This is a genomic window from Banduia mediterranea (assembly GCF_031846245.1).
In the GTDB taxonomy this organism is placed as follows: domain Bacteria; phylum Pseudomonadota; class Gammaproteobacteria; order Nevskiales; family Nevskiaceae; genus Banduia; species Banduia mediterranea.
Map to the genome: position 1 here is coordinate 59719 of NZ_JAVRIC010000004.1, position 24023 is coordinate 83741.

The window sequence follows — 24023 nt, forward strand, 5'->3', positions numbered from 1 at the left end:
CGTGATGGGAGTGCAGTACTACAGCAGTGAGGATGCCGGGGCTCCGGTGCTCAGTGGGCAGGCGGGGGCGTTGACGGCCTTGCTTGATGCCTGCGTGGTCGATGGCTACGGCAGCAAGCCGGCGCTGGGTTGGGAGATTGCGTTTACCGGCACCGATCTACGTGCGTATCGCAGCACGGATCCGGACGCGAGCGGAGCACTACTGCGCGTGCAGGACACCGGCACTACCGTAGCAATGTTGCGCGGGTTCTTGACGATGTCCGATATCGACACCGGCACGTTCTCCTTCCCCACATCGGCTCAGGCGGCGTCCGGCTTGTACGCGCATAAAAGCAATTCGGCGACAAGCGACAGTAGAGCCTGGTACTTGGTGGGCGACGAACGTGCTTTTCTGCTCGCGACAAACGCATACAGTTCGTACTGGTCTGTGCACTTTTTCGGCGACGTGATCGGGTATAGCCCGACCGATGCAGCCGCCGCCATACTGTTGGCTGACACCAGCAATTCGGCCACCGGATACGCTGGGTTCGATGCCGGCGGCATGACCACAGGCTCGCCGCGATCGCGCTGGGCTCGTGGGATCGACGAAATGACGGAGTCCCCGTTATTGGGTTGCTCGGTGATTTCAGCGAACAATCAAAGCATCGGGTACGGCGGTTATTGCTGCGAATACCCAAACGTCGTCGACGGCTCGATCGGGGTAGCCCCCATTATTCTGCGCGAAGTGGTATCGGGCGGAGCAATATTGCGTGGGCAACTGCCCGGCATCTTCCAGCCCTTGCACAATCACGGCCTTGAATTCGGGGCGTTGATCCCTGGAAACGGTGACTTGACTGGCCGAAATCTCGTCGTAGTGTTAAACGGCGCCTCGAGTTCCGCCATCGGCAACGTCATAGTCGATGTGACCGGGCCTTGGCGATGAGTGACGTAGCAGCGCCACGGGGCGGCATCATCCGGATCGGCGCACTGCGAGTACAGCCCCGCAACCCCGGCGCAACTATGAATCGCTGGCGCGCCAGCGACACGAACGGCGCGGGTCGCATCGCGGGTGAGGCGCCGGGCATCGTGACGATCGATGGCGCACCCGCCGCGGCGATGGTGCGCGTCCATGACCGCGCGAGCGGTCAGGTCGTCGCTGCAACGCAGTCGTCGGCGGATGGCACCTACGAACTGACCGGCCTCAACTCGTCGCGCCAGTACTACGTCGTCGCGCTCGATCTTGCAGCTGAGCACAATGCTGCCATCGCTGACGGGATTACGCCGGTTGAGTCGTGAGCGAGACGCCCGGTGATGCGGTACCGCTCGCACTCGTCGGAGAGCTGTCGCCACCGGCCGGCGACGCCCTGGCATTGGCGATCGATCCCCCGTGCTACGTGCCACCCGCCGGCAATTTCGTCGCGCTGGCACTCGCAGGCGACTACACCCCGCCGTCCGGAGCGGCGGTCGCCCTCGCGCTGGTCTGCGACGGCATCGAGCCGCCACCGCCGCCGGGCAACGTTTACGACGGCCTCGCCGCCCGCACGCGCCTGCCTTGGGACCCGGGCGACCTCCACAATGCGCGTCTGCATGCACGCTGGGTCGACGCACCACGCGCCGATGCCGCGCCGATCATGGCGTGGCAGTGGGCGCGGATGTTCGAGCACCCGTTTGCCTTGCGATGGGCGGCCAGCAACCGCGCCGACAACCGCGCCGACGCCCGCTGGAACTGGGCGGACCCGCTCGGCACCGCTCGGCGCTCCGGCTGGCGCGACGTACCCAAGCGCGACAGCACGGCGGCCGACGCCTGGGACTGGGGCGACCCGCACGACGCTGCGCGTACGCTCCCATACCGCAATCCGCCGCCGCGCGATGCAGCCCGCCGGCTCGAATGGGATGCTGGCGATCCGCACGGCCAGCTCTGGCGCATGCCCTGGCGCAACCCGCCGCCCAAGGACGTGCACCGCGTCGCGCCTTGGGATTGGGCCAAGCCGCTGCGTCAGCGCTACGGGATCATCGAGCCGCCGCCCATCACGCCGCCGCCAGTGCTGCCGTGTTACCTACCGCCCGCCGGCGATGCGGTGCGCCTCAGCCTCACGGAGCCGATGGACCCGCCGCCGGGCGATCGCGTGGCCCTGCGCATCCGCTGCAAGCAGCGCGTCTACGTCATCCACCGGAGATATGTGATGCAGCACAGCTTGAGCGTCGTCCGCCTGCCGGACCGCTTGCCGCTGCACGTGGTGTCGGTCTCGATCAGCACGGACCGCGATAGCTGGGCCTGGTCGGTGGACCTGCAGATTGCGGACCGCGCCAGCTATCACGCGATCATGCCGGACGGCGACGGCCCCAAGCTCGTCGAAGTCAACGCCAGCGGTCACGTTTGGACCGCGCTGATCGAGCGCGCCAGCGAGCGCCGATCCGCGCCGTCCGGTGATCGCGGCTCGGCCGCTCGATTCAGCGCCTCCGGCCGCAGCCGCTCCGCGCTGCTGGCGGAGCCCTACGCGATCGCGCGGCCCTACATCAACGAGGAAGCCACCACGGCCGCGCAAGCCGCCGCGCGTGAACTGGACTTCAGCGGCTTCGCGCTCGACTGGCAGGTCGACGACTGGCTGATACCGGCCGGCGCCTGGCACTACGACCGCGAGACGCCGCTGTCCGCGATCACCAAGATCGCCGCGGCCTGCGGTGGCGTTGTGCAGTCGCATCCCGAGGACGAGACCCTCATCGTCCGCCCGGCCTACGCCGTCGCGCCCTGGGCTTGGGACGGCGAGACGCCGAGTGTGATCATGGACGGCCAATCGCTCATCGAGATGGGCCGCGAGTGGCGCCCAGGCCCGCAGTACCTCGGCATCTACGTCAGCGGCGAATCTGACGGCGTGCTGGTCAACGTGATCCGGGACGGCAGCGCCGGCAGCCCCTACGCGCAGATGATCGTCGACCCCCTGATCACCGCCACCGAGCCCGCCCGCGGTCGCGGCACCCGCGAAATCGCCGACAGCGAAAACCAGACCCTTGAGCCCGTCGTGCTCCCGCTGCTGCCGGCCCCGGCCGGCCCTGGCGTGATCCAGCCCTGTGAGCTGGTGCAAGTCGAAGACCCCATCCACGGCATCTACAAGGCGCAGGCCACCGGCGTCTCGATCAGCGCCAGCCTCGCCGGCGACGGCGCCGTCACCATCCGCCAGACCGTCGAACTGGCCAGGCACTACCCGGTGGACCTCACATGAGCAACCTCTACCGCGAATTCCGCCGCCTGATTCCCCGCGAGCCGCTCCAGGTCGGCACCGTCACCGCCCACAACGCCGACGGCACCAGCGACGTTCAGCTCCCCGGTAACCAAACCGTCCGCGCCCGCGGCCAGGACGTGGCCATCGGCGGCAAGGCTTTCGTGCGCGCGGGGCAGATTGAGGGGGCAGCACCGAATTTACCGAGTTACAACATCACTGTCTGAGATGTGCCACGAAGCAAAAAGAGGAAGCGACTGGACTGCGCGGCAACGCAGCCCAGCCGCCAACCCACCTGAGCTAGCAGGTGAGCCAGCCGAAGCTTCCCCGCCCGGTACCGAGCGGGGGAATGATCGCAGAAATAAGGAAGCTCACCATGTCTTTACCGATCATCCCGTGGATGGGCGGGAAGCGGCGCCTGCTGCCGACGATCCTGCCCTTGTTCCCGGATCACACGTGTTATGTCGAGGCCTTTGCTGGCGGTGCCGCCTGCCTGTTCGCAAAAGAGCGCGCCGAGTCGGAGATTCTGAACGACCTCAACGGAGAGTTGATCAACCTGTACCGCGTCGTGGCGAACCACCTCGAAGAGTTCGTGCGCCAGTTCAAATGGGCTTTAAGCAGCCGCCAAATGTTCGAATGGGAACGGTTAAAGAGACCGGAAACTCTCACAGACATCCAGCGCGCGGCGCGCTTCTACTACCTACAGCGTCTGTGTTTCGGAGGCAAGGTCACCGGGCAGACTTTCGGCACGTCCACGACCTCCGGGCCGCGGCTAAACCTGCTGAGGATAGAAGAAGAGTTGAGCGCGGCCCACTTGCGCTTGGATGGCGTCTACCTGGAGCACCTGCCTTGGCAGCGGGTAATCGAATGCTACGACCGACCGCACACGCTTGTGTATTGTGATCCGCCGTATTGGGAGACAGCTGGCTACGGCACGGACTTTCCGATTGAGGAGTACGAGCTGATGGCGGAACTCGCGCGCACAATGCAGGGCACGATGATCGTATCGGTCAACGATCACCCGGAGATGCGCAGGGTGTTTGCAGGCCTCCCAATGCGCGCGGTGCCTATCACCTACACGGTCGGCGGTGCCGACCGGCCTGCCGAACGGATGGAGTTGGTGATAGGGAACTGGCGAGGTGGCTGGCCAGAGCCCCGGCCGCTCACTCAACAATTCCGGATCGGGGAGTGGTAGCGCACCCCAAACCATCCGGTCGAGCGCCCCGAACCAACCGGCGCGTTACATCGATTGTTCGAGGGTTCGAATCCCCGATTGCGCCGCACGACTCAAACGTCGAGTTTCCGGCGATTGCATTTGGCGGAGAGAGAGGGATTCGAACCCTCGAAGAGCTTTTGGCCCTTACTCCCTTAGCAGGGGAGCGCCTTCGTCCACTCGGCCATCTCTCCGGGACTTGGAGGCGACCGGCCGTGGATTCACGGGCTGGACCGCCAAAGAGGGCGAGAGAATACCGGACCGTCAGGGCCCGGTAAAGCAGGATGGGACCACAGGCGCAAAGCCGGAACGCGGAACAACGGCGAGCACAGCGCTGCCGCTCGTGCCGCCATCGCCTGACTGTCGCCCTCAGCGGCGGTATCGGCTCAGCCGCCCGTACCGGTCCCGGGCAGGGCTTCTTCGCGCTTGATACGCTCGAAAATCTCTTCGCGATGAACCGCTACGTTCTTTGGGGCATCCACGCCCAGGCGAACCTGATTTCCTTTGACGCCAAGGACCGTCACGGAAACCTCGTCACCGATCATGACAGTCTCGCCGACGCGCCTTGTCAAAATAAGCATCCATTCACTCCTTCCATTAGAGCCGGCAGGATGGTTCTTGGACCCCTCGATCTCAATCCTGTTCCGCGCACTATTGCCATACGGGGAAACAATGTTGTAACCCACGTCACCCCGAAAGGGGTGCGCTTTCCAGCCGAAAGGACGTATGCAGCGTCCGAACGGCAAGTTCGAGGTACTTGTCTTCGATGACAACGGAGATCTTGATCTCCGATGTGGAGATCATGCGGATGTTGATGCCTTCCGCCGCGAGGGCCTTGAACATCTGCGAGGCGATGCCGGCGTGACTGCGCATGCCGACGCCGACCAAGGACACCTTGACGATGTCCTGCGCGGTGCGCACTCCGGCCGCGCCGAGTTCGCGCGCAACGCCTTCGACGATTTCCACGGCCCGCTCGACGTCGTTGCGATGCACGGTGAACGTGAAGTCCGTGGTCGAATCGCCCGCGACGTTCTGCACGATCATGTCGATCTCGATGTTGGCCTCGCCGACCGGCCCCAGAATCGCGGCGGCGATGCCGGGCCTGTCGGGCACGCCGACCATGGTGATCTGCGCTTCGTCGCGATTGAAGGCGATACCGGAGATCAGCGGTTCTTCCATACCAGAATCCTCAAGCGTGATGAGCGTGCCGGGGCCGTCCTCGAACGTGGACAGGACGCGTAGCGGCACCTTGTACTTACCGGCGAATTCGACTGACCGTATCTGCAGTATCTTGGACCCGAGGCTGGCCATTTCCAGCATTTCCTCGAAAGTGATCCGGTCCAGACGGCGCGCGCGCGGTTCGACGCGCGGATCGGTGGTGTAGACCCCATCGACATCAGTGTAGATCTGACACTCGTCGGCCCCGAGCGCCGCCGCCAGCGCCACGCCGGTGGTGTCCGAGCCGCCGCGCCCCAGCGTGGTGACGCTGCCGGTGTCGGCCACGCCCTGGAAGCCTGCGACCACTGGAACGACCCCCGCCTTGCAGTCGGCCAGCAAACGCTCCGTGTCGATGCTCTGGATGCGAGCCTTGCCATGCGCATCATCCGTGCGGATCGCGACCTGGCGGCCGGTGTACGACCGTGCCGGAACTCCCGCCTTTTCCAGCGCAAGCGCCAGCAAGCCGGTCGAAATCTGTTCTCCCGAGGAGATGATCTGGTCGTATTCGCGCGGATTGCCGCGCGGTGCGATGGAACGGGCGAGCTTGAGCAGACGGTCGGTCTCGCCGGACATGGCGGAGACCACGACCACCACCTGATGACCTTTGTCGCGCCAGCTGGCGACCTTGCCGGCGACGTGCTCGATACGCTCGACCGAGCCCATCGAGGTGCCGCCGTATTTCTGGACGATTAGAGCCATGGTTCCCTGGGAAATTTGGACGCCTGCGGTTTACGGCAGGCTTAGGCGCCGAGCTTGCCGGCAACGAAGGCGTGCACGGATTTCAGCGCGGCCGGCAATTTGTCGGGCTCGCTGCCGCCGGCCTGGGCCATGTCCGGCCGACCACCGCCCTTGCCGCCGACCTGCGACGCCACGAAGTTGACGAGTTCGCCGGCCTTGAGCCGTGCCGTCAGGTCCTGGGTGACGCCGGTCAGCAGCGTGACCTTGCCGTCCGTGGCCTGGCCCAACACCACGATACCCGAACCGAGCTTGTTCTTGAGCTGATCCATCAATCCACGCAGACCGGCCACGTCCAGCCCTTCGACCTGCTGCACCAGCAGCTTGGCGCCAGCGACATCCTGCGCCTGCGAAGCGAGATCGCCGCCCTGTTGGCTGGTGAGCTTCTGTCTGGCTTGAGCCAGTTCCTTTTCGAGCGCACGACTGCGGTCGAGTTGCTGGGCCAGCTTGGCGGCCAGTTCGTCGCGCGGCGCCTTGAGCAGAGCCGCCGCCTCGCTCAGCTTCCGATCCAGACCGCGCAGATAACTCAGTGCGTTAAGGCCGGTGACCGCTTCGATGCGACGTACACCGGCGGCCACGCCGGCCTCGGCGACGATCTTGAACAGGCCGATGTCGCCGCTGCGCGCCACATGCGTGCCGCCGCACAATTCGGTGGAGAAACTGTTGCCGGCCGGTCCGAACGACAGCACGCGCACGACATCGCCGTATTTTTCGCCGAACAGCACGATCGCGCCACGGTCCACGGCCTCCTGATAGCCACACAACTGGGTCTCGGCCGCGACATTGGCCAGAACCTGGCGGTTGACCTGATCCTCGATCGCGGTGATTTCCTCGGGCGTGACAGCCTGGAAATGCGAAAAATCGAAGCGCAGCCGGTCCGCCGCCACCAGGGATCCCTTCTGCGCGACGTGCGTACCCAGGGTCTCGCGCAGAGCCGCATGCAGTAGATGCGTCGCCGAATGATTGCGCATGATCGCATGGCGGCGCTCATGGTCGATCTCGGCCTTGACGTTGTCACCGACCGTCAGGGTGCCGGATTCCAGCGTGCCGATGTGACCCGGCGTGCCGGGCTTGAGCGCCCGCGTGTCGTTCACCGCGAAACGCAAACCGGGTGCGGCGATCACGCCGGTGTCGCCCACCTGACCACCGGATTCGGCGTAGAACGGCGTCTTGTCGAGAAACACCACGGCGCTTTCGCCGGCCTGCAATTGTCCGACGGGCGCGCCGTCACACAGGATCGCCAGCACCTTGGCGCCGCGCATGGTCTCGGTGTAGCCGGTGAATTCGGATTCCACGTCGATCACCGAGACTTCGACATTGCCGGCGCCGAAGCTGCTGGCGGCGCGCGACTGCTCGCGCTGGCCCTGCATCTCGCGCTCGAAGCCGTCTAGGTCGATCGTGATCTTGCGTTCGCGCGCGATGTCCGCGGTCAGGTCCACCGGAAAGCCGTAGGTGTCGTAAAGCTTGAATACGGTGTTGCCGGAAATGCCTTGCGGGCTGGCCTCGATCGCGTCCTCGAGCAGGCGCATGCCCTTTTCCAGGGTCTGCGCGAAGCTGTCCTCCTCCTGCCGGATCACACGCTCCAGATAATCGCGCTTTTCCTTGAGTTCCGGATACGCGTCGCCCATGACGGCGGCCAGCGGTGCCACCAGCCTGTAGAAAAAGGCGTCTTCGAGGCCCAGCTTGTAACCGTGGCGGATCGCGCGACGCATGATGCGACGCAGGACATAGCCCCGGCCCTCATTGGAAGGCACCACACCGTCGGTGATCAGGAAACAGGTGGCACGGATGTGGTCGGCCACGACTTTCAGCGACGCATCGCCGAGATCCCCGGTTCCGGCCAGGCCCGCCACGGCCCGGATCAGTGTCTGGAAGATGTCGATATCGTAATTGTTGTGCACGCCCTGCATCAGCGCGCAGATGCGCTCCAGGCCCATGCCGGTGTCCACCGAGGGCTTGGGCAGCGGCGTCAGCGTGCCGTCGGCGGCGCGCTCGAACTGCATGAACACCAGATTCCAAATCTCGATCCAGCGGTCACCGTCCTCTTCCGGGGAGCCGGGCGGACCGCCCCAGATGCCAAGCGACCCGTCCGGATCATGGTCGTAGAAGATCTCGGAGCAGGGTCCGCAGGGGCCGGTATCGCCCATCTGCCAGAAGTTGTCCGAACCGCCGCCCGGCTTGTCACCGATGCGCACGATACGATCCACGGGCACGCCGATCTCATTCTTCCAGATGCCGTAGGCCTCATCGTCGGAGGCATAGACGGTGACCAACAGGCGATCCGGTGAAATGCCGAGCCAAGCGGCACCGGTGAGGAACTCCCAGGCAAAGCCGATGGCATCGCGCTTGAAGTAATCACCGAAACTGAAATTGCCGAGCATTTCGAAGAACGTATGATGGCGCGCGGTATAGCCCACGTTCTCCAGATCGTTGTGCTTGCCGCCGGCGCGCACACAGCGCTGCGAGGACACTGCGCGCTTGTAGCCACGCGGCTCACGCCCGAGGAACACGTCCTTGAACTGCACCATCCCGGCATTCGTGAACAACAGCGTGGGGTCGTTTGCGGGCACGAGCGAACTCGAAGGCACCACGGCATGACCGTGCGCTTCGAAGTAGGCCAGAAATCTGGCTCGCAGAGTGTTGCTGTCCATCGGCGGTCGGGCCGCGCAGGCGGCCTGGGAAAAAGGGCGGCAATATTAACGGAGCGCTTGTCGGACCGCTATTGCAGCTTCGGCGAACACTTGATCTCGACCCGATTTCGGCGGCCTTCTCGGCGGCGGCAATCGGAATCAGGCTGTCCTGGCGTGCCACGAATATCTGCACCGGCACCTTGATCGCAGCGACCTCGGTGGTCGGGCGATACAGGCCGATAAAGGTCGGCGGAAAGCCGATCACCGCGAACCGGGAAATTCAGCGATTCAAGCTTGAAGCCGGCGGCGCTCATGATGCTTCCTTGCGGTTGTGAAACGGTCGCGGCCTAGTCCGAAACGGGCGGATCGCCCTTGAGCACGCTACGAATATGGTCAGACTGGAATCCGCGCATTCGCAGATAGCTGTACTGCTTCTGCCACTCCTTGGCATTGCCCGGCGCCGCGAAGCGGCGCGCGTGTGTTTCGTAAGCCAGCTGTAGCCAGTCGCATTCGATCTCGGCGAACGCGGCGCGCACCAGTGCCGAATCCACGCCCGACTGTTCCAGCTCGGCCTCGATACGCAGCGGGCCGTAGCCCTGCATGACCCGCTGACGCACCATCGATTCGGCGTAGCGCTGATCGGATTGCCAGCCATCATCGGCGAGTTCGTTGACCGCCTTGTCGGCCTCGGCTTCGTCCACGCCGCGCCAGGCCAGCTTGCGCTTGAGTTCGACCGCGGAGTGCTCGCGCCGCGCCAGCAGGCGCACGGCGCGGCCCTTGGTCGATAGCGGCGGGCGGCCGCGTTTAGGCGGCTTCTCCACTGCTCGGCTTGCGTGGCGGCAACAGCAGTTCGCGCAGCTTGGTTTCGATTTCCTCAGCGATGGCGGGGTTGTCCTTGAGGAACTGCTTGGAGTTTTCCTTGCCCTGCCCGATCTTCTCGCCGTTGTAGGCGTACCAGGCTCCGGACTTGTCGACCAGCCTGTTGGCCACGCCGAGTTCGATCAATTCGCCGTAACGCGAGATGCCTTCGTTGTAGAGGATTTCGAAGAAGGCTTCGCGGAATGGCGGCGCCACCTTGTTCTTGACGATCTTGACCTTGGTTTCGTTGCCGACCACTTCGTCCGCGCGCTTGATCGCGCCGATACGGCGAATGTCGAGACGTACCGAGGAATAGAACTTGAGCGCATTGCCGCCGGTCGTGGTTTCCGGGCTTCCGAACATCACGCCGATCTTCATGCGGATCTGGTTGATGAAGATCACCATGGTGTTCGACTTCTGGATATTGGCGGTGAGCTTGCGCAGCGCCTGGCTCATCAGTCGTGCCTGCAGACCCGGCAACTGGTCGCCCATCTCGCCCTCGATCTCGGCCTTGGGCGTCAACGCCGCCACCGAATCGATCACGACGATGTCGACAGCGGCCGAGCGCACCAGCATGTCGGTGATCTCCAGCGCCTGCTCACCGGTGTCCGGCTGCGAAATCAGCAGGTCATCAATGTTGACGCCGAGCTTCTTGGCATAACCGGTATCGAGCGCATGTTCGGCGTCCACGAATGCGGCCACGCCGCCGAGCTTCTGGATTTCCGAAACCACATGCAGGGTCAGCGTGGTCTTGCCCGAGGACTCCGGGCCGTAGATTTCGATCACACGACCGCGAGGCAGGCCGCCGATACCCAGAGCCACGTCCAGCGCCAGCGATCCGGTAGAGACCGATTCGATGTCGCGCGGCGCCTCCTTGCTGCCCATGCGCATGACCGCACCCTTGCCGAACTGGCGTTCGATCTGTCCGAGAGCGGCTTCAAGGGCTTTCTTGCGATTGTCGTCCATCGAGTCTGGTAATTCCTGTGTGAAATCCTGGGGCGGCGCGCTTCGAGGCGATGCGCGACCGAATCCGGGAATTATCCCACAGCGTCCGCCGGAGGACAGCGCCGGAGCGGCCCGATTGCGCCCAAATCACGTAAAGTCCGGCTCTGCTGACAGTTTTCGTTGCGGCTGAAAATTCCGGGCGCCCTCCTTGAATAATTCCCGATATTCGCCTCGGTCTCCCGAAATTTTCATCTCACAGGACCAAACCCTCGCTGCGACCCCTTAAGTTCCGGCAGGCTGCTAGTTCCGCAACTTCAGTCGCTGACCGGCGCCAGCGACCAGGCGCCGATCACGGTATAGGCCGGTGCGCGCCCGCGCCGGCTTTCCACCAGCACGTATTCCGAGACCGGCCAGTGCAGCGGCGGGTAATCCGGCAGCACCGGCGGCTCGCGCAGCCCCCGAGCCAGCGTGACATGCGGTCGGAACGATTCGCCCCGCAGCGCGAAGCCCTGTGTCCGCAGCCGCTGACGCAATCCGGTATTCAGCGCGAACAATGCCGGCGGTGCATCGACACAACCCAGCCAGCCGACCTCGGCACGCGGGAAGTGTCCGCAACCGGCGAGCGACAGTTCGAACGGCGCCACTCTCAACGACGCCGCCACCGACCGAACGGCATCGACGCGCTCCGCTGGCACGTCGCCCAGAAACACCAGCGTCAGATGCAGATGCGCTGCCGGTACCCGACGCGCACCGCGCGGCCAATCCGCGGTCGCCGAGATCGCCGCGATTTGCTGGCGCAGCGCCTCGTCGGGCCACAACGCGAAGAACAGGCGCCGGTGCTCAGCCATCCAGGCGCGCGATCAGACCGGCCAAGGCAGCGCCAACCGTCTCGCGGCGCACCTGTTCGCGATCGCCGTCGAACCGGAACCGCCGCGCCTGCGCATCACAGCCCCGCGTCTGCCAAGCGATCCACACGGTCCCCACCGGCTTGCCAGCGGTCCCGCCGCCCGGCCCGGCGATGCCGGTCACGGCAATGGCGTGGTCGACCGGCGCATGCTCCAGCACACCGTCCGTCATCGCCCGCGCCGTCTGTTCACTGACCGCACCAAAGCGGGCGATCGTCGCCTCCGGCACCCCCAGCAACTCGCTTTTGGCGCGATTCGAATACGAGACCAGCCCGCGTTCGAACCAGCCGGAGCTGCCGGCGATATCCGTCAGGCATTTCGCAATCCAGCCACCCGTGCAGGACTCGGCCGTGGCCAGCCACTGGCCGCGTTCGGCCAAGCGCCCGGCGACTGTCTTCGCCAGTCGGTTGAGTGCTTCGTCGTCGTTCATGCAATCACGCTAGCATCTGGAAGCGAATGCGGCGACGCCTACTCGTGACGCGGTTCGCGGCGCCATGTGGTGGCGCCCCTTGGTGCGACCGGCGGCGCTTGGCACACTAGCGCCCCGTTTCATGCCGCCGCCTCATCGAATGAACCCCGCCGAGCACGCCGGTCACACCCCGGTGATGCAGCAATACCTGTCGCTGAAAGCCCAGCATCCGAATGAGTTGCTGCTGTTCCGCATGGGCGATTTCTATGAAGTGTTCTTCGACGACGCGGTCAAGGCCGCGCGCCTGCTCAACATCACGCTGACCAAGCGCGGTGAATCGGCCGGCACGCCGATTCCGATGGCCGGCGTGCCGTATCACGCGGTGGAGCAGTATCTGGCGCGGCTGCTCAAGCTCGGCGAATCCGTGGCGATTGCCGAGCAGGTCGGCGAAGTCGGCGCCGCCAAGGGGCCGGTCGCGCGCGAGGTGGTGCGTATCGTCACCCCCGGCACTGCTACCGAGGAATCGCTGCTCAATCCCAATCGCCAGAACCTGCTGGTGGCCTGCTGCCGCGAACGCGGTGCTTTCGGCCTGGCCTGGCTGGAACTGTCATCGGGCCGCTTTTCGGTGATGCAGCCCGCGACCGAAGGCGAATGGCTGGCGGAGCTGCACCGCCTCTCGCCGACCGAACTGCTGGCGCCGGAAGGTCTGATGCTGCCGGCGGGTTTCCTGCCACGCGCGCGACCACCCTGGCACTTCGACAGCACCTCCGCCTATCGCCTGCTGGTGGAGCAATTCGCCACGCGCGACCTCAAGGGGTTCGGCTGCGAGGCGCTGCCGTGTGCGATCGCGGCGGCCGGCGCGCTGCTGCAATACGCCCGCGAAACCCAGCGTGGCGCGCTGCCGCACATCACCGCCTTGCGTACCGAATCGGCCGACGACACGCTGATCCTGGACGGCATCACGCGGCGCAATCTGGAGATCGACGAGTCGCTGTCCGGCAAACCGCAGCACACCCTGGTGGCGGTCTTCGACACTTGCCGCACGCCCATGGGCAGCCGCCTGCTGCGCAGCTGGCTGGCCCGGCCCTTGCGCACGCGCGCCGTGCTCCAGGGGCGCCAGCAGGCCGTGGCCTGGCTGCGCAGCGACTGCGCCTACACGCTGCTGCGCGAGGCGCTGGAACCCTGCTCGGACGCCGAGCGCATCCTGGCGCGCGTGGCCCTGCGCAGCGCCCGGCCACGCGACATCGCGGGACTCGCCTCGACCCTGGCCGCGCTGCCATCCGTGCACGCCGTATTGGACGAAGCGCCGCTCAGCCTGCTGCGCGCGCTGTGCGAAACGATGGGCAATCACAACGACACTGTCGCCTGGCTGCACAGCGCCTTGGCGGACGAGCTGCCGCTGCTGGCCAAGGACGGCAGCGTGTTCCGCTCGGGCTACGATGCCGAACTCGACGAACTGCGCAATCTGTCCGAAAACGCCGACGGCTATCTCTCCGACCTCGAAACACGCGAACGCACACGTACCGGCATCGACAATCTCAAGGTCGGCTACAACCGCGTACACGGTTACTACATCGAACTGTCGCGCATACACGCCGAGCGCGTGCCGGTGGATTACACGCGCCGCCAGACGCTCAAGGGCGCGGAACGTTACATCACCGAGGAACTCAAGCGCTTCGAGGACCAGGTACTGTCAGCGCGCGAACGCGCGCTGGCCCGCGAGAAACAGCTCTACGAGGCATTGCTCGACCGGCTGCTGGCCGATCTGCCGGCCTTGCAGGACGCTGCATCCGCACTCGCCGAACTCGATGTGCTGGCCTGTTTCGCGGAACGCGCCGACGCGCTCGATCTGGTCGCGCCGCAACTCAGCGACGCCCCCGGCCTGCACATTGTCGCCGGCCGCCATCCGGTGGTGGAACGCCACACCCGCGAGCCGTTCGTCGCCAACGATCTGCTGTTCGACGACGAACGCCGCCTGCTGGTCATCACCGGCCCCAACATGGGCGGCAAGTCCACCTACATGCGGCAGACCTCGCTGATCGCACTGCTGGCACACACCGGCGCCTGCGTGCCGGCCGATTCGGTGCGGATCGGTCCGATCGACCGCATCTTCACGCGCATCGGCGCAGCCGACGATCTCGCCTCCGGGCAGTCGACCTTCATGGTCGAAATGAGCGAAACCGCCAACATCCTGCACAACGCCAGCGAGCAGTCACTGATCCTGATGGACGAAATCGGACGCGGCACCTCGACCTACGACGGCCTGTCGCTGGCCCAGGCCTGCGCCGAATGGCTGGCCACGCGCACACGCGCGTTCACGCTGTTCGCCACGCATTATTTCGAACTGACGGCGCTGGCGCAGACCCTGCCCGGCGTGGTCAACGTGCATCTGGACGCCGCCGAATACCACGGCGAGCATGGCGAACAACTGGTCCTGCTGCACCGGGTCAAGGACGGACCGGCGAACCGCAGCTTCGGCATTCAGGTGGCCGCGCTGGCCGGTATTCCCAAGCCGCTGATCGCCCGCGCGCGGGCCTGTCTCGAACAACTGGAGCGGCGTCCGGTCGGCGGCGCGGAAACCACGCCGCAAATGGCCCTGTTCAACGCCGCGCCTGCGCCGACGGAGCCCGCGCCGCTGTCGGAATCGCTGCGACAGCTCGACAGCATCGATCCCAACGACATGAGTCCACGTCAGGCGCTGGACGCGCTGTTCGAACTCAAGGCGCTGCGCAAGCTGGAACGCTGAGTGCGGAACAGCCTGCCGTCAGCCGTGTCCGTACCCGCCACCTCCGGGCGTTTCAATCACGATGGCGTCGCAGGCCTGTAATTCGACGACGGCAGTTGCGGCGAGCACTTGCTCGCGCCCATCCGCGTGCAGACAGCGGTTGATACCGCAGGCGCCGTCCTCACCGCCCTGCAAGCCCATGGGCGCCACGCGGCGACGGTTCGACAGAATCGCCGCAGTCATCGGCTGCAGAAATCGAATGTGTCGAATCACGCCGTCGCCGCCACGATGCGCGCCATCGCCGCCGGAGCCGTGCCGGATCGCGAAGCGTTCCACCCGCACCGGAAAGCGGGTTTCGAGCACTTCGGTGTCGGTCAGCCGGCTGTTGGTCATGTGCGTCTGTACCACCGAGGCACCGTCGAAGTCACGGCCGGCGCCGGCGCCGCCGCAAATGGTTTCGTAGTACTGCCGCTCGCCGTCGCCGAAGGTGAAGTTGTTCATCGTGCCCTGCGATCCGGCCAGCACGCCGAGCGCGCCGTACAGCGCGTCGGTCACCGCCTGACTGGTTTCGACATTGCCGGCGACCACCGCCGCCGGATAGCGCGGATTGAGCATGCAGCCCTCGGGCACGATCAGTTCGATCGCCTTGAGACAGCCTTCATTGAGCGGGATGTCATCGTTCACCAGGGTTCTGAACACGTACAGGGTCGCGGCGCGGGCAATCGAAAGCGGCGCGTTGAAGTTGCTGCGCTGCTGTTCGCTGGTGCCCGAGAAATCGACGCGCACCCGGCGCGCCACGCGATCGACGCGAATCGAAACCTGGATACGTGCGCCGTCGTCCATGTCTACCGTGCAATCGCCATCCGCCAGTTTCGCGATGACACGGCGCACCGATTCCTCGGCATTGGCCTGCACGTGGCCCATGTAGGCTTCGACCACGGCGCGGCCATAGGTCGAGACCATTTTTCCGATGCCCTCGGCCCCGCGCGCGCAAGCCGCGAGCTGGGCCTGCAGATCGGCCAGGTTCTGATCGGGCCGGCGCGCCGGATACGCCCCGGACGCCAGCAATGCACGCACCGCGTGTTCTCGCAGTTGCCCCGCTTCGACCAGCAGGAAATCGTCGATCAGCACGCCCTCGTCTTCGACAGTGCGGCTGTTCGGTGGCATCGAGCCTGGCGTGAGTCCGCCGATATCCGCGTGGTGGCCGCGCGCGGCGACAAACACCAGCAGTTCCCCGGCCTCGTCGAACACCGGGGCGATCACCGTCACGTCCGGCAGATGGGTGCCGCCGTTGTACGGAGCATTGAGCATGTAGGCGTCGCCGACGGCGAAACCGCGTCCGTCGCGGCGCCGGCCATCGATGATCGCGCGCACGCTGTCGCCCATCGAACCCAGGTGCACCGGGATGTGTGGTGCGTTGGCGATCAATGCGCCGTGGCGATCGAACAGCGCGCAGGAAAAATCCAGCCGCTCCTTGATGTTCACCGAATAGGCGGTGCTCTGCAGCGCCACGCCCATCTGCTCCGCCACTGCCATGAACTGCTTGTTGAACACCTCCAGCATCACCGGATCGACCGCGGTGCCGATCGCGACACGCGACGGCAAGGGCACAACCCGGCGCAGGATGAGATTGAACAGGCGATCGACCTCGGCGCGCCAGCCCGGTTCGACGACCGTGGTCGCGGTGTCCTCTCGGATGATCGCTGGGCCGTCGATGGCGGCGCCGGCAAGGAGTGCGGCGCGATCATGAACGGGCGTGTCCAAGTCCTTGCCGTCGAAGTGCGCCTTGACCGTCCGTGGCCCACTGCCGTTGCTGGTCTTCCCTCTCCCTCCGGTAGAGGGACCGAGGCTGAGGGCGTCCGCCTCATTGAGGCTTGGCCCTGCAGAAGCGGTACCGATCACCTCCACCGACACCATCTCCACGATCACCGCCTTGTCGGGCGCCATGAATCCGAAGCGCTGCCGGTGCTGTGCTTCGAAGGTCTCGCGCATCACTGTCGGCGACTCCAGCGACACAGACAGCGTGGTATCCGAACCGGCGTATTTGATCTGCGCGCTCGCCTCGCGCGTGAGTGTGCGCAGCGGCACGCCCTGCGCACGCAACGCAGCCTCGGCTTCATCTCCCAGCACTTGCGCACTATCGGCGAGCACGACGACTGCATCGTCCAGCGGCACGTTCACGGTCCGTTCGCGAATCAGCCGCAGATCGGCCAGGCCCATGCCGTAGGCGGACAAGACACCGGCCAACGGATGAATCATCACGCGGCTCATGCCCAGGGCGTCGGCCACGCGGCAGGCGTGCTGGCCGCCGGCACCGCCGAAACAGACCAGGGTGTAGTCGCCCACCGCATAGCCACGCTGAATCGAAATCTGCTTGATCGCCTTGGCCATGTTCTCCACGGCGATGGTGATGAAGCCTTCGGCGATCTGCTGCGGCGTGCGCGCCTGAGCGCTGGCCTGTTCGACCTCATGAGCCAGGGCTACGAATCCGCGCTCCACCGCGTCGAGGTCCAGCGGCTGGTCGCCGTTCGCGCCAAACACCGCGGGAAACGATTGCGCCTGAATTCTGCCGAGCAGCAGATTGCAGTCGGTCACGGTCAGCGGCCCGCCGCGTCGATACGAGGCCGGCCCCGGCATCGCGCCGGCCGAGGCCGGGCCGACCCGCAGCCGCGAACCGTCGAAACGGCAGATCGAGCCGCCGCCCGCCGCCACGGTATGAATGTCCATCATCGGCGTGCGCAGGCGCACACCGGCGATCTGCGATTCGTGGGTGCGCTCGTAGTCACCGGCGTAGTGCGACACATCGGTGGAGGTGCCGCCCATGTCGAAACCGATGAGCCGCTCATAGCCTGCCGCCTGCGCCGTGCGCACCATGCCGACGATGCCACCGGCCGGGCCGGACAGCACCGCGTCCTTGCCGCGGAAGGCCTGAGCATCCACCAGGCCACCGGTGGACTGCATGAACAACAGCCGGGTATCGCTTGCCAATTCGCTCGCCACGCGTTCGACATAGCGTCGCAGGATCGGTGAAAGATAGGCATCGGCCACCGTGGTATCGCCACGCCCCACGAACTTGATCAGCGCGCTGACTTCGTGACTGACCGAGACCTGGGTGTAGCCGATGTCACGGGCCATTCGCGCCAGCCGCCGCTCGTGTTCCGGGAAGGCATAGCCATGCAGCAGCACGATGGCAATTGCGCGCAAACCCAGGTCGTACCCCGCCTGCAGTTCGCGACGCGCGGCAGGCTCGTCCAGTTCGCGGATCAGGCTACCGTCGGCGCCGACTCGCTCGTCGATTTCGATAACGCGTGAATACAGTGGGTTCGACAGGCGGATATTCAGCGCAAAGATGTCCGGCCGACTCTGGTAGCCGATCCGCAAGGCGTCACCGTGCCCGGCCGTGATTGCCAGCAGGGTCGGCTCGCCCTTGCGCTCCAGCAGCGCGTTGGTCGCCACGGTAGTGCCCATGCGCACGACTGCGATCGGCGCATCGCCATGCAAGTCCAGCAGCGCACGAATGCCGGCCGTGGCGGCATCGGAATAGCGCTCTGGATTTTCGGACAGCAGTTTGTGTGTCACCAGCGCACCGTCCGGACAACGCGCGACGATATCGGTGAAGGTCCCGCCGCGGTCGATCCAGAAGGCCCAGCAACCGCGCTCGAAGGTCTCGGGCATGGACTCGTCCAGAAAAGTCAGAAATCAGTCTCGCGCAAAGCCGCCAGGACGCCAAGGCGCGGACAGACTTCGTTCCGCCTGCATCGGCCCGACACGCGACTCGCCTACACGGCGGCGCGCAGACCCAAGTGTTCGACAAAAGGGTCGAAATCGCGATCTCGATACAGCAACGGATAGCGGTCCGCGATGCAGCGCGTAGCAATCAAAGTGTCGATGGTCTTGCGGACGGTGACGCCTCTGGCGCGCAGGCGGCGAAAATTTCGCGCCGCTTCGATTGCGATGGCTTGACCGACAATTTCCACCACTTGCAGTTCCCCGAGCAGCCGTCGCGCACGGCGGAAGTCGCGCTCATGCGTGAAGCCCTGCAACACCTCGGTCAGGATCAGGTCGCCGATCAATACCGGCTCGTTCCCCAAAGCGCCATCGAGCCGATCGGTTTCGGCGCAGGCGACACCCCGGAAATAGTCGACCCAGACACTGGAATCGACCAGGATCACACGGCATCTCCGGAGCCCATAGGCGTCCGGTCGACACGCATGGCCTCCAAATCTCCTTGCCAGTCCAGCTTGCCGCGGAATTTCCGCAACTGGGCCTGACGCTCCAGGCGCAACAGCGTGCGCAGGCCCTTCTCCACTGCCTCCCGCTTGGTCTTGATGCCAGTGAGTCGGAGCGTCTCCTGCATCAGGTCTTCGTCAATCACGATATTGGTGCGCATAATGTGTACTAAAAGATCAATTCATACACATTGTAGCAAGGCCAGCATTGGCTTGATAGCCGCCCGGACTGAATAACAAGGCTCAATTTCCGAACCTCATGCCCAGTATTGAAGAACAACGCGGTAAGGATGAAACTCTTCATGGTGCCGGAGTACATTAGGCACACGTTGTCCTGGATGGCTCTCCGTGAAACTGTTCGCATGGGCTCCGGAAAGGAATGCACTTCTGAAACGGGAGCGTGGTATCAGTTTCGAGGAGGTGCTGTTTCATCTGGAAGCCGGTGATGTACTGGACATCTTCGAGCACCCCAATCAAGACCGGTATCCGGGGCAGAGGATTTACGCGATCGAGATCGAGGCATATGTCTATCTGGTGCCATTCGTGGAGTCCGAGAACGAAGTCTTTCTCAAGACAATCATCCCAAGCCGAAAGGCCACCCAAAGATACAAAAGGTGAACGCGATGACTGAACGCGACCGGGAAGAAGAAGAAATTCTCGAAGCCTTCGAGGCTGGAACACTCAAGCGGGTTGCTGAGGCTCGGTCCTTGTTGCAGCGCCACCAAGGCTACGCCGAAGCGACGTTTCGAAAAGACGCACGAATCAACATTCGTCTGTCCTCACGCGATTTGCGTGGCTTGCAGAAACGCGCACTGGCGGAGGGCATCCCGTATCAAACCTTGATCGCGAGCATTCTCCACAAGTACGTGGAGGGCCGCTTGCGCGACGAAGGGTGAGTTCGAGAGCCCACATCGAATCCCGACGGCGCCAAAATCCTTCCTCGCGGAATCCGTGACCCCGCACCGGGGCCCCGGCAGCTTCAGGTTCCCTCGAGCTTTCGCGCCGCGATCCATGCCTCCACCTGCTGTTCCAGCACCGTCATCGGCAGCGATCCGTTGAACAGCACGGCGTCATGGAAGGTGCGTACGTCAAAGTCCGCACCGAGGGCAGCTTCGGCTCTGGAACGCAGCTCAACCAGTTTGAGTTCGCCGATCTTGTAGCCGAGCGCCTGCCCGGGCCAGGAGACGTAGCGCTGCAATTCGATATCGATGTTCAGCGGCGACATCGCGGTGTTGTCGGCGAAACAGGCACGGGCCTGCTCGAAGCTCCAGTGCTTCCAGTGAATACCCGTATCGGCGACCAGGCGGCAGGCGCGCCACATTTCGTAGGACAAACGACCGAACCGCTCGTAGGCATCGCGGTAGATTCCCATGCTTTCGCCGAGGCGCTCCGCGTACAGGCCCCAGCCTTCGCCGAACGGCGTGAAATACAGCTCGCGGCGGAAATCCGGCACTTCGTCCTGTTCCTGCGCGAGCGCGACCTGAATGTGGTGACCGGGCGCGCCTTCGTGCAATACCAACGCCGGAAGCTCATAGAGCGGGCGCTGGTCGAGATGTGAGGTGTTGATCATCAACCCGCCGGCCCGGCCCTTGTCCGGATCGCCGGAAAAATAACGGCCGGTGGTGTAGCCGTCCTCGATGTCCGCCGGCACCGCGCGCACGCCATAGCTGAGCCGTGGCAAGGTCTTGAAGTGGGCCGGCAGCAGGCCATCGACGCGCTTGGCGATTTCGGACGCCTTTTCGAGCAGGTCCTGACGGCTGGCCGCCACGAATTGCGGGTCGGCGCGCAGGCTGGCGATGAACGCGCTGAGCGTACCGTCGAAGCCGACCTCCTCCATCACCGCCTGCATGCGCGCGCGAATTCGCGCCACCTCGCGCTGGCCGAGTTCGAAGATCTGCTCGGGCGTCATCGTGGTCGTGGTATGACGTCGCACCAGGAAGCGGTAGTAGGCCTCGCCATCCGGCAGCGAGGACACCGCCAGGCTTTTCGTCGAGGCCGGCAGGTATTCGGCTTCGAGGAAGCGGGCGAAGTCGGCGCGCGCCGGGCCGATCCGGTCGCGGATCAGCGCGCGTCCTCGGTCGAGCAGCGCCGTCCGCTGCTGCTCTGGAATCGATTCCGGTAGCTCCGACAACGGCGCCAGCAGAGGGTCCTGTTCGACCGGCACCGCCGCCGCCCTGCGTACACGCGGCAACACCGATTCGACCGTGATGTGCGGCAACACGAATCCGGTGTCGACACCCCGCCGCAGATTGTCGAGGTTGGCGCGGTAGTAGTCCGGAACGGCTCCCAGTACCGCCAGCCAGTGCTCGGCCTGCTCGACCGTGGCGGGGCGGGTGCGGTCCGCGCGGTAGTTCAGCGCGAGGTCGAAACCGCCGTCGCTGTTGAAGGGCATGCGCGCCTCATCGAACGCGGTGGCGTCGATGTGCTCGTCGACCGTCCATTTGAGCAGGGCCAGGGTGATGCGATCCTTTTCATCCAGGCCTGCGGCCGGGATCCCGACGAGTCGTGCCCGCACCTGACGCAGACTGGTTTCGCGCAATTGGTCTGCCGCAGGACTGAGATCCGGCAGCAGCCGGTCGTCGCCCGCCAGATCATCCTCGCTCATTTCCGGCCAGTCGATCTGCTCGTAGAGCGCAACGGCTTCGGTCAGGGCCGGGTTGGTTACGGTTGCGGCCGGGGCCAGGTTCGCCCAGGCGATGAGGCCGGCGCACAGCCAAAGACCGAACGCATTTCGCATGAAGAAATCCCCAAAAACAGGTCAAGAACCCGGGCGACTCTAACCGCTTCGGCTCATGCCGGGCAGCATCCGCCATAGCGTGGTCGCTTGGATTAGACTTCGGCCCCGCGGTTCATACTCACCCCGCCTACGGAGTTCCAGAAATGGCTCAGACCATTGCCACCGCCGAGCTGCGCGCCCGCTTCGTCGAAGCGGCCACGGCGAAGTTCGCGACCAATGTCCCCGATTTCCTCGCCCTGCAAAAGCTGGTGGCGGACAACGGCGGCCGGTTCCGCAACGATCACGGCGCGATCCGCACGGCCGACCCGGCGGTGCGCGATCTGTTCGTGGAGGCCGCGGCAGTGCTGGGACTCCAGCGCGACCTGGACTACGCGTTCCCGACCAAGAAACTCGTGTCATTCGATCTTCAGGTACCAGGAGACGATTCCACGCAGTTCAAGATTTTCGTGTCGCAGGTCGACCTCGACGCCTTTCCGCCGGACGTGACTGCCCTGATTCGCGAGGATTGTGCGGAGCAGGCCGATGCGGTGGATCACGCCAGGTTCAGAGCCCTGATCGCCAAGGCTGGCGAATCCGGCCTGGAAGCCGATGAGGCGCAGGCTTTCATCGACTATTTCGTCGACCGATTGATGACGCGCAACGGACCGCCGATGAAACGCAGCACACTGCAGGCAGTTGCCGAAGTCTCAGGGGAAGCCGCCAGTGCACTGGCGCTGGGGCCGGACTTCAACCACGTGACCATCGACGTGCTCGCCGCCGGCTATCCCGGCATCGACGAAATGACGACAGCGATGCGTGAACGGGGCTTCCGCCTGCTGCCGAAGATTCAGGGCGAACCCGGCAGCAAGCTGCGTCAGACGGCGACGATGGCGGCGACGATGGAGACGCCGGTGCGCGAGGCCGACGGCCGCATCGGCAGCGCGCAGACCGAAAGGCAGTTCGTGGAAATCATCGAACGCGGACTGGTCGACAGGACCGACGGTGCGCCGCGCATCTTCAAGAATTTTCTCGCCGCCAATGCCGAGAAGATCTTCGATGCCGCAAGCACGCATGCGCGCGCGGCAGCCGAAAGCTGCTGAGCCGTCTCAGTCCTCGGCAATCTCGATGCTCGGAAACGCGTCAGGCGCTTCGCCGTAGGCCAGGCGAGCCACGGCCCGGCGCGCGATGCTGCGATAAAGCAGGGCGATCTCGGATTCGGGCTCCGCAACCACGGTCGGCACACCGGAATCGGCCTGCTCGCGGATCGAGCGCGACAGCGGCAGGCTGCCGAGCAGTTCCACGTCGTAACGCTCCGCGATACTGTCGCCGCCGCCCTGGCCGAACACGTGCTCGCTGCGCCCGCAGTTCGGACAGGTGTACAGCGCCATGTTCTCGACAATGCCGAGCACCGGCACTTCCACGCGGCGGAACATCTGCAGGCCGCGCTTGGCATCGAGCGTGGCGATGTCCTGCGGCGTGGTCACGATCACCGCCCCGGCCAGGGGAATGCGCTGCGCCAGCGTCAGCTGTACGTCGCCGGTACCGGGCGGCATATCGACCACGAGATAATCCAGATCGTCCCAGCGCGCGTCGTTGATCAACTGCATCAGCGCCTGCGTGACGATCGGGCCGCGCCAGATCATCGGCTGCTCGGGGTCCACCAGAAAACCGATCGACATCACCTGCAGCCCGTGCGCACGCACCGGGATCGCGAGCTTGCCATCCGGCGATTGCGGCTTCTCGTCCGGCACGCCCAGCATCTGCGGCTGACTGGGGCCATAGATATCCGCATCGAGCATGCCGACACGCGCGCCTTCCGCCAGCAGCGCCAGCGCGAAATTTGCGGCGACCGTGGACTTGCCGACGCCGCCCTTGCCGCTGGCCACGGCGATGACATTGCGAATACCCGGCAAAGGCACCAGCTTCTGCTGCGCCGCATGCGAGCGCACGGCCCAGTCCAGCGTGACTTGTGATTCGATGCCATGTTCAGTCAGCAGGGCGCGCACCCGGCCGATCAGGGTGTCGCGCAGGCTCGCCGCCGGGAAGTCCAGACGCAGATGCACGATGGCGCGGCCGTCCTCGCGACGTGCCTCGGCGACGGCCCCGGCCTCGGCCAGTCCGCGACCGATCAAGGGGTCGACGATCTGATCGAGCAGGGCCAGCAGTTCGGTATCGGCGTGCGCGTTCACGAAACCTCGGAATGTGCAAAGGGGGCGGAAAGTCTAGGCCGCTATCACGCGACA

At 65.0% G+C, this 24023-nt stretch carries 22 protein-coding genes and 1 tRNA gene; 9 read left to right on the plus strand and 14 right to left on the minus strand.

The features are described 5' to 3' along the window. Positions 1-4: 4 nt before the first annotated feature. The 5 genes from RM530_RS04020 (at position 5) to RM530_RS04040 (ending at position 4392) form a co-directional block, all read left to right on the plus strand. Complete coding sequence (locus tag RM530_RS04020; RefSeq protein ID WP_311363924.1) at positions 5-922, plus strand: hypothetical protein; 918 nt, start codon at positions 5-7, stop codon at positions 920-922. Positions 923-999: 77 nt separating this feature from the next. Further along, a complete protein-coding gene (locus RM530_RS04025; RefSeq protein WP_311363925.1) occupies positions 1000-1275 on the plus strand; it encodes a hypothetical protein in 276 nt (91 codons plus the stop codon). Beyond that, positions 1272-3200 (plus strand): hypothetical protein, encoded by a 1929-nt coding sequence (locus RM530_RS04030; RefSeq protein ID WP_311363926.1) that lies wholly within the window; start codon positions 1272-1274, stop codon positions 3198-3200. Before RM530_RS04025 ends, RM530_RS04030 begins: the two co-directional genes overlap by 4 nt. Beyond that, positions 3197-3424, plus strand: a complete 228-nt coding sequence (locus RM530_RS04035) for a hypothetical protein (protein WP_311363927.1) — start codon at positions 3197-3199, stop codon at positions 3422-3424. The genes RM530_RS04030 and RM530_RS04035 overlap by 4 nt, the downstream gene beginning before the upstream one ends. Before the next feature lie 149 nt (positions 3425-3573). Continuing rightward, a complete protein-coding gene (locus tag RM530_RS04040; protein ID WP_311363928.1) occupies positions 3574-4392 on the plus strand; it encodes a DNA adenine methylase in 819 nt (272 codons plus the stop codon). A gap of 121 nt (positions 4393-4513) precedes the next feature. Here the strand turns inward: RM530_RS04040 and RM530_RS04045 are convergent. The 9 genes from RM530_RS04045 to RM530_RS04085 form a co-directional block, all read right to left on the minus strand. Beyond that, positions 4514-4604, minus strand: a tRNA-Ser gene (locus RM530_RS04045). Positions 4605-4796: 192 nt separating this feature from the next. Then, entirely contained in the window at positions 4797-4991 is a 195-nt protein-coding gene (gene csrA, locus RM530_RS04050; protein ID WP_311363929.1) for a carbon storage regulator CsrA, read from the minus strand. A gap of 106 nt (positions 4992-5097) precedes the next feature. Further along, complete coding sequence (locus RM530_RS04055; RefSeq protein ID WP_311363930.1) at positions 5098-6327, minus strand: aspartate kinase; 1230 nt, start codon at positions 6325-6327, stop codon at positions 5098-5100. Positions 6328-6368: 41 nt separating this feature from the next. Continuing rightward, the gene (gene alaS, locus RM530_RS04060) at positions 6369-9014 is read right to left on the minus strand and encodes an alanine--tRNA ligase (protein WP_311363931.1); all 2646 of its coding nucleotides are present in this window, start codon (positions 9012-9014) and stop codon (positions 6369-6371) included. Between the two features lie 68 nt (positions 9015-9082). After that, the gene (locus RM530_RS04065; protein ID WP_311363932.1) at positions 9083-9307 is read right to left on the minus strand and encodes a hypothetical protein; all 225 of its coding nucleotides are present in this window, start codon (positions 9305-9307) and stop codon (positions 9083-9085) included. A 33-nt stretch (positions 9308-9340) separates the two neighbouring features. Then, positions 9341-9814: a regulatory protein RecX gene (locus RM530_RS04070; protein ID WP_311363933.1), complete on the minus strand. Its 474-nt coding sequence runs from the start codon at positions 9812-9814 to the stop codon at positions 9341-9343. Continuing rightward, complete coding sequence (gene recA, locus RM530_RS04075) at positions 9798-10817, minus strand: recombinase RecA (RefSeq protein ID WP_311363934.1); 1020 nt, start codon at positions 10815-10817, stop codon at positions 9798-9800. The genes RM530_RS04070 and recA overlap by 17 nt, the downstream gene beginning before the upstream one ends. Before the next feature lie 293 nt (positions 10818-11110). Then, positions 11111-11644: an RNA 2',3'-cyclic phosphodiesterase gene (thpR, locus tag RM530_RS04080; protein WP_311363935.1), complete on the minus strand. Its 534-nt coding sequence runs from the start codon at positions 11642-11644 to the stop codon at positions 11111-11113. Further along, on the minus strand, positions 11637-12131 hold the full coding sequence (locus RM530_RS04085; protein ID WP_311363936.1) for a CinA family protein: 495 nt from the start codon (positions 12129-12131) through the stop codon (positions 11637-11639). The genes thpR and RM530_RS04085 overlap by 8 nt, the downstream gene beginning before the upstream one ends. A 139-nt stretch (positions 12132-12270) precedes the next feature. On the opposite strand from RM530_RS04085, the gene mutS reads away from it, so the two are divergent. Then, positions 12271-14856 carry a DNA mismatch repair protein MutS gene (gene mutS, locus RM530_RS04090; protein ID WP_311363937.1) on the plus strand — a complete coding sequence of 862 codons (2586 nt, stop codon included), beginning with the start codon at positions 12271-12273 and terminating at the stop codon, positions 14854-14856. An 18-nt stretch (positions 14857-14874) separates the two neighbouring features. Here the strand turns inward: mutS and RM530_RS04095 are convergent, their stop codons facing one another. The 3 genes from RM530_RS04095 to RM530_RS04105 form a co-directional block, all read right to left on the minus strand. Further along, complete coding sequence (locus RM530_RS04095; RefSeq protein ID WP_311363938.1) at positions 14875-18510, minus strand: hydantoinase B/oxoprolinase family protein; 3636 nt, start codon at positions 18508-18510, stop codon at positions 14875-14877. 104 nt (positions 18511-18614) lie between these two features. Further along, positions 18615-19007, minus strand: coding sequence for a type II toxin-antitoxin system VapC family toxin (vapC, locus tag RM530_RS04100; RefSeq protein ID WP_311363939.1), 393 nt, complete (start codon positions 19005-19007; stop codon positions 18615-18617). Continuing rightward, positions 19004-19225 carry a type II toxin-antitoxin system VapB family antitoxin gene (locus RM530_RS04105; protein ID WP_311363940.1) on the minus strand — a complete coding sequence of 74 codons (222 nt, stop codon included), beginning with the start codon at positions 19223-19225 and terminating at the stop codon, positions 19004-19006. Before RM530_RS04105 ends, vapC begins: the two co-directional genes overlap by 4 nt. Positions 19226-19412: 187 nt before the next feature. Between RM530_RS04105 and RM530_RS04110 the strand changes: the two genes are divergently transcribed. Continuing rightward, on the plus strand, positions 19413-19682 hold the full coding sequence (locus RM530_RS04110) for a BrnT family toxin (RefSeq protein ID WP_311363941.1): 270 nt from the start codon (positions 19413-19415) through the stop codon (positions 19680-19682). 5 nt (positions 19683-19687) lie between these two features. Beyond that, positions 19688-19960 (plus strand): hypothetical protein, encoded by a 273-nt coding sequence (locus RM530_RS04115; RefSeq protein WP_311363942.1) that lies wholly within the window; start codon positions 19688-19690, stop codon positions 19958-19960. 83 nt (positions 19961-20043) lie between these two features. Here RM530_RS04115 and RM530_RS04120 read toward each other — a convergent pair whose 3' ends face one another. Next, the gene (locus RM530_RS04120) at positions 20044-21801 is read right to left on the minus strand and encodes a DUF885 domain-containing protein (RefSeq protein ID WP_311363943.1); all 1758 of its coding nucleotides are present in this window, start codon (positions 21799-21801) and stop codon (positions 20044-20046) included. Between the two features lie 143 nt (positions 21802-21944). Between RM530_RS04120 and RM530_RS04125 the strand changes: the two genes are divergently transcribed. After that, positions 21945-22880 (plus strand): 2-oxoadipate dioxygenase/decarboxylase family protein, encoded by a 936-nt coding sequence (locus RM530_RS04125; RefSeq protein ID WP_311363944.1) that lies wholly within the window; start codon positions 21945-21947, stop codon positions 22878-22880. A gap of 6 nt (positions 22881-22886) precedes the next feature. Here the strand turns inward: RM530_RS04125 and apbC are convergent, their stop codons facing one another. Beyond that, positions 22887-23969: an iron-sulfur cluster carrier protein ApbC gene (gene apbC / locus RM530_RS04130; RefSeq protein WP_311363945.1), complete on the minus strand. Its 1083-nt coding sequence runs from the start codon at positions 23967-23969 to the stop codon at positions 22887-22889. Between the last annotated feature and the right edge of the window lie 54 nt (positions 23970-24023).